The sequence below is a fragment of the Vibrio astriarenae genome (assembly GCF_010587385.1).
Classification (GTDB): domain Bacteria; phylum Pseudomonadota; class Gammaproteobacteria; order Enterobacterales; family Vibrionaceae; genus Vibrio; species Vibrio astriarenae.
The window spans coordinates 462,908-468,366 of the sequence record NZ_CP047476.1 but is presented as its reverse complement, the minus strand read 5'-3'; the positions used below and the strand labels follow the sequence as shown (position 1 = coordinate 468,366).

Below are 5,459 nucleotides of genomic sequence, written 5' to 3'. Positions count from 1 at the left end.
GACGCGCTCCATTGGGAAAAATCCATATACGTTCTTTGGCAGTAAAGAAAACAAATCGTAAACATCAAACTTTTTTCACCTTTTTCTAACAAAATAAAATTGAAAAACAGTCATGTAGCTACTTTATTACTTTCTGAGGTTCTAGATGGAATAGACGATGATTGATATGGAAGAGCTCTCCAAGTCCATGGAGTTTAATCATACGGGAATGCAACTACTGTTGGTTGACTACCTGACACACTTCAAGTGTCCTATTTCACACATCCAAACACTGTGTGAAAAGGAGGATTACTATCAATTAATGACCTACGCGAACCAGTTAAGATTGACCTTGATGCTGTTAAATGACAGCAAAACGCCTCTAGGACTCGCTCGCTTAGAGCACCTGGCCAAATATGAATTTTATCCGCCAGAAGATTTGATAAACGACATTAGTGTTGACCTTGATGTGATAGAGCAGCAAATCTTGCAATTAACACAATGACAATGAAGTTAGGTTAAGTGTGAATAAAAACCCAATAGAGCAACATCTCAAGAATGCCCTTATCTCAAGTAATAACCCTGAGGGTTCAGTTGTGGATGACAAAGTCGTTCTTTCAAGCACGATGACCCCTGTGCACAAAACCTTGTTGGTCATTTTCCTGCTGATCATCATCGCGGTTATAGTGGCTTCACAGGCTCGTATTGATATTGTCGTATCCGTACGCGGGGAGTTGCTACTCGACTCCGATATAGAAAAAGTTCAGCACCTAGAAGGTGGAATACTGGAAGAGCTGCTAGTGCAGAAGGGTGACCTAGTTTATGAAGGGCAGCCTATTGCACAATTGAAAGCACTAGAGCGTAATAGCCAACTAGACACAGTAAACACCGAACTCGTCCAATTGGAACTCGATATTATCCGCTACCAAAGTTTGCTCGATATGGCTGAGCCTGACTTTTCCCCATACCAGGAACGTTTTCCAGAGCTCGTCTCCACAAATCTAAACACGTGGCGCCAAGAGTTCAACAAAAACCAATCTAACGAGCTTCTAATTACCCACGATATTGATCATAAAAATGCACTCATCAGCTCGATGAAAAAGCGTCGCGTAAGCTCTGTCAATCAATTAAGTCTTATAAGAAAACAACTAGAGATCAAAGATACACTTTATAAAGAAGAGATGGCGTCCTATGTCGATGTGTTGAATGTGCAAGTTCAAGAGTCAAACATGGTTCGCGAAATTGAAAACCTTGATGAGTCATTAATGAATGAAGACTTTCAACTGCAAAAACTTGATAAACAGCTCGTCGATCTCATTGAAAACCGCAACGCAGAATATCAAGCCCAAATTATCCAAGCCCAAAAAGACATTCGTATAAAACAACTTCAACAGCCGCAGCACTCAGACAAAGTCGATCGACTGACTGTGTACTCTCCTATTGATGGCGTTGTTGATAAAGTCCATTTTAACTTCAAATCTGCGATTGTCCCCCCTGGAGAGAGCATCGCAGATATTGCGCCATTGAACAACACACTCCACGGGGAGGCTAAAATACCTCGCAAAGAAATGGGGTTTGTAGAAGTTGGTCAACAGGTGAAGGTGAAGTTAGACACCTACAACTTCGCCAAATACGGATTTATACAAGGTACTATCACCTCGATCAGTCGCTCATCCTATGAAGAGGAAGATACACAATTCTACTTAGCAGCCATTGAACTAGAAAATAATTACTTGGAACGATCTGGTGCAAAATACAACCTCTCACCCTACATGGAGTTTACTGCTGACGTGAAGACTGGCTCTCGACGCGTCATCGAATATGCAGCTAAACCCGTCATGTCAGCTATTGAAGATGCTTTCGATGAGAGGTAGTTAATGTGAGCTCACCTAAAGCATTATTCACACTCTCACTCTTTCGAGTTAGCCTTCTGGCATCGATAGTATTTTCGATCGTTTTCGTCATTCTGTTTTCTAAATGGAATGCCTTGAAGCCTTTTGAATCTGTACAAGAGAGTCCTCTTGTCATTAACTCTTTACTGCTCAATCAATCCATTGACGACGTCACACTGGATCTCCAGGACTGCCTCGTTGTTGAAGATTGTATGCACTCGACTATCAATGAAAAATTATCAGTTATCGAGCAGCGCCTTGCCTCGTTGATTTCCAGCGCTTCTTTGGACAAGAAGCAATTAAGCCTAGTTGGTGCGGTTGAGTATACAAATCTTCAATTGGCCCTAGCGCGACATCACAGCGTGTCACTTTCTAAAGAAAGTATAGAAACTCTCTACAATTCGCTCGTTACCGCTAGCGTTTTTCTGCATTCAAACCATCAAACGTTGGTAAGCTCTCTGCTTACCGCCAAGGTTGAAGAGAAAGAGCAATACACACTGTATATCAGCATTCTAATCCCAGGGCTTATTGTGTGCTTATTGATCGCGAGTACCTTGTTCTATCGAAAAATCAACTCGGTGAATCAAGGTTCAATTGGCGAAAGCGAACGGTTTGTCACTTTGTCCCAGCATATCGAACGAATGGACCCGGCGCCTATTCGAGAACAACTCAACGATACGAACCTTGACATCAGTATGCGTCGAGTTTATTCATTGCTGAAACAGATTTTTGAGAAGATCGAACACCAGAAACAGGTCAATGATCTGTACAAACAACTCTACGCTTTGATTGGCTACGAGATTCGTAGTATCACAACGACGATTAACGGCGGGATCCAATATCTCGTCCAAGAAACTGATGAAAACGGCGTTTTGATGGCGCGCGATATCACCTCCGCTGCCAAAACCTTGTCAGAGCTCGCGGACAACTATAACCGCCTTATCTCAAAAGGCAGTGAGAATGAGCGTTCAGAGTTTGCCCTACCAGATATTCTCTCTGAACTGATTATCCATTTAGGCTCAAAGACGAGTCGAGAAGACTCAAGGCTAGAGTGTTTCATTGATAATGGGATTCCTAACCGAGTAGAAGGCCAATCAACGAGGCTTTTCTGGATCTTGTTCTTACAGATGTCCAACGCAATGAAAGTTCAAACTAGCCCTCATCGCTTAGTTAAGGTTCAATCAGGCGCCGGTACCAGTGTTGAAAAAACGAGACTGACACTGTCGCTCTATTTCCTCACGACACCAAAAGTGACATTGAGTAAACTTGAACAGTTACACTGGAGTCAGCACCCTAACCCACCAACCAGCAACGAAGAGCTAGCACGAACACTGCTGAGCCAAGAGGGGCACTTTTCAATCAATTGGAAACAGTCTGGCCATCAACAGTGTTTCGAGATCTCAATCGATCTCAAGGTAAAGAGCTTCCTCTCTGAAGAAACAGATCTGAGCCCTTACCATATTTTAATGTTGTCAGATTCACCGCTTCAAATTGATACGCTAACCGCAACACTTGAGCATACAAAAGGCAAAGTGACCGCTGTTCAATCAGCCAACGAACTGTTCAAGTTAGCGGGTACATTCAAAAATTACAGTGCAATCCTACTCTCGGACAGTATTGAACAATCAAAGCTTGCAAGCCTTTGTAAGACGGTTAAGTCGCAATTAAAAGCAGCCCCTGACACAAAGCTGTTTATATCTGTATCATCTGCTCAAGTTGCCCAAGAGGCTGTCTCTTTTGTCGACAAAATCTTCTATTCGCCTTTTCTAGGCTTCGAGTTTATTCCAACTCTTAAAACCGCACTTGAGTCTGAGGTAAGCGAAGACAGCGCCCAAAACAGCTCATTTCTTATTGTTGAAGATGACCGAGTTCAACAAATACTTCTTAAACGAATCCTTACCAACCAAGAGTACGAACCAGACGTTGTCAATGATGGCTCGATTGCAGTAGAGCATTACAAAGATAGTCGGTCAGATATTATCTTTATGGACTGCATCATGCCGGGTATGAATGGAATGGAAGCGACAAAACTCATTCGTACTCATGAAAAAGAACAAAACATACCGCCTTGTACCATCATTGGCGCTACAGCCCTCACTAGTAGCCAAGAGCATCAGGCCTGTATAGAAGCAGGTATGGATTTTGTAATTAGTAAGCCCTATAAGAATGATGAAATCGTAAAAGTGATCAATAAATATGTTGCCGTACAGAAGCTTAACTAACATTAGCTGGGCAACGCTTATGTTGCTCATATCACCGAGTCATGCCAACACGTTGTTGGAGAGTGTTGAGTTGGGAATACAAAACAATTTAACGCTAAGAGCAAGTGCAAAAGGGTTGGAAGAGAGCGAACTGAACATTGGTGTCAGCCGCTCAAAGTTCTTACCTTCTCTTACCGCTACTGCAAACACAAATTGGAGTGAAAACAACGCAATTAGAAGTGGCGAAGTTGATGACTCTACTCACTCGCAAACTAGTGGTTTGGGCTTGTCATTGTCTCAGTCGCTTTTTAATCTTGGGGATATTTACAAATACCAAACGGCTAAACTCAATTTTACTGCAGAGGAGCTGTCGCACGAAGATCAAATCCAGAACATCATCGTGCAAATTGCAACCAATTACTTTGAATACCTTAAAAACAACGCACAGATAAAAGCAACAGAGGTAGAGCTAAGATCCTCTGAGTCACGTGAGCGCCAGATGCGCAGAAATGTGGAACTCGGCAATACAGCAGGTAGCGAATTGTATGAAGTCACCGCTCAAAAAGAAGAGGTAAGTAATCGATTAAGAAGCCTTCGCAAAGATCGCGACGCACTCACTAATGACCTATCACTATTAGTTCAGTACCCTATCGTTCCTAGCCAAGACTTATTTAGCCGTGCTGAATTGGATGGTTTTGACAAGCTGCAAGTACAAACTTTGATCTCAGATGCGCTCAAATTTAACAGTGACGTTCTTATTGCCAGAAACACGCTCGAAGTGACAAGACAAGGGCTAAAAGAAAGCGCCGCGAACTTTGTACCGACACTACAACTGACTGGCGGCTACAACTATGACTATACCCATGGTTTTGAAGACCCATCAGATGTTGCTGCAACAGGAAAAAGCGACTCAGCCAATGTGGGTCTAAACCTAAGCATACCTATCGCTTCAGGTGGCTCTGACTACTATGAATATCAAAAATCGGCAAAATCAATAGAAAGACAAGAAATTCTATATCAAGAGACGCTTTTTACGACTAGAAACGATGTTAACAACACCTTAATGGACATCAACGACCTTTCGCAATCGGTTGAGAGTTATGAACGTATAATCCGAGCAAACTATGCATCCTACCGTGGTATACAAAGAGCTCAACAACTAGGTACACGTACCATCACCGACTTATTGGCAGCAGAAAGTAAGCTGTTTAACGCCGTTCGTGACTATCAAAACACACGCTATGACTACGTTATAAATCTGATAAACCTGGAAAAATCAACTGGCATGCTCTCGCTAGATTCCGTGCAAAAACTTACTAACCTGATGGTCGAAATGAACCCTGAGACCGATGAGGAACTGATTCCAATGCACCTATTGGAATGAGGT

4 protein-coding genes are annotated in these 5,459 nt (G+C 42.6%); all 4 read left to right on the top strand.

Annotated features, from left to right (window positions below):
* Positions 1-157 precede the first annotated feature (157 nt).
* The 4 genes from GT360_RS16585 (at position 158) to GT360_RS16570 (ending at position 5,456) form a co-directional block, all read left to right on the top strand.
* On the top strand, positions 158-484 hold the full coding sequence (locus GT360_RS16585) for a hypothetical protein (protein WP_164650075.1): 327 nt from the start codon (positions 158-160) through the stop codon (positions 482-484).
* A gap of 19 nt (positions 485-503) precedes the next feature.
* Positions 504-1,853 (top strand): HlyD family type I secretion periplasmic adaptor subunit, encoded by a 1,350-nt coding sequence (locus tag GT360_RS16580; RefSeq protein ID WP_164650074.1) that lies wholly within the window; start codon positions 504-506, stop codon positions 1,851-1,853.
* 113 nt (positions 1,854-1,966) lie between these two features.
* Positions 1,967-4,093 (top strand): ATP-binding response regulator, encoded by a 2,127-nt coding sequence (locus tag GT360_RS16575; protein WP_239502683.1) that lies wholly within the window; start codon positions 1,967-1,969, stop codon positions 4,091-4,093.
* A complete protein-coding gene (locus tag GT360_RS16570) occupies positions 4,068-5,456 on the top strand; it encodes a TolC family protein (protein WP_164650073.1) in 1,389 nt (462 codons plus the stop codon). Before GT360_RS16575 ends, GT360_RS16570 begins: the two co-directional genes overlap by 26 nt.
* Positions 5,457-5,459 lie beyond the last annotated feature (3 nt).

Excerpts from the sequence above, each read along its gene's own strand:
- GT360_RS16585 (WP_164650075.1), top strand. The coding sequence starts at position 158 with ATGATTGATATGGAAGAGCTCTCCAAGTCCATGGAGTTTAATCATACG.
- GT360_RS16570 (WP_164650073.1), top strand. The coding sequence starts at position 4,068 with ATGTTGCCGTACAGAAGCTTAACTAACATTAGCTGGGCAACGCTTATG.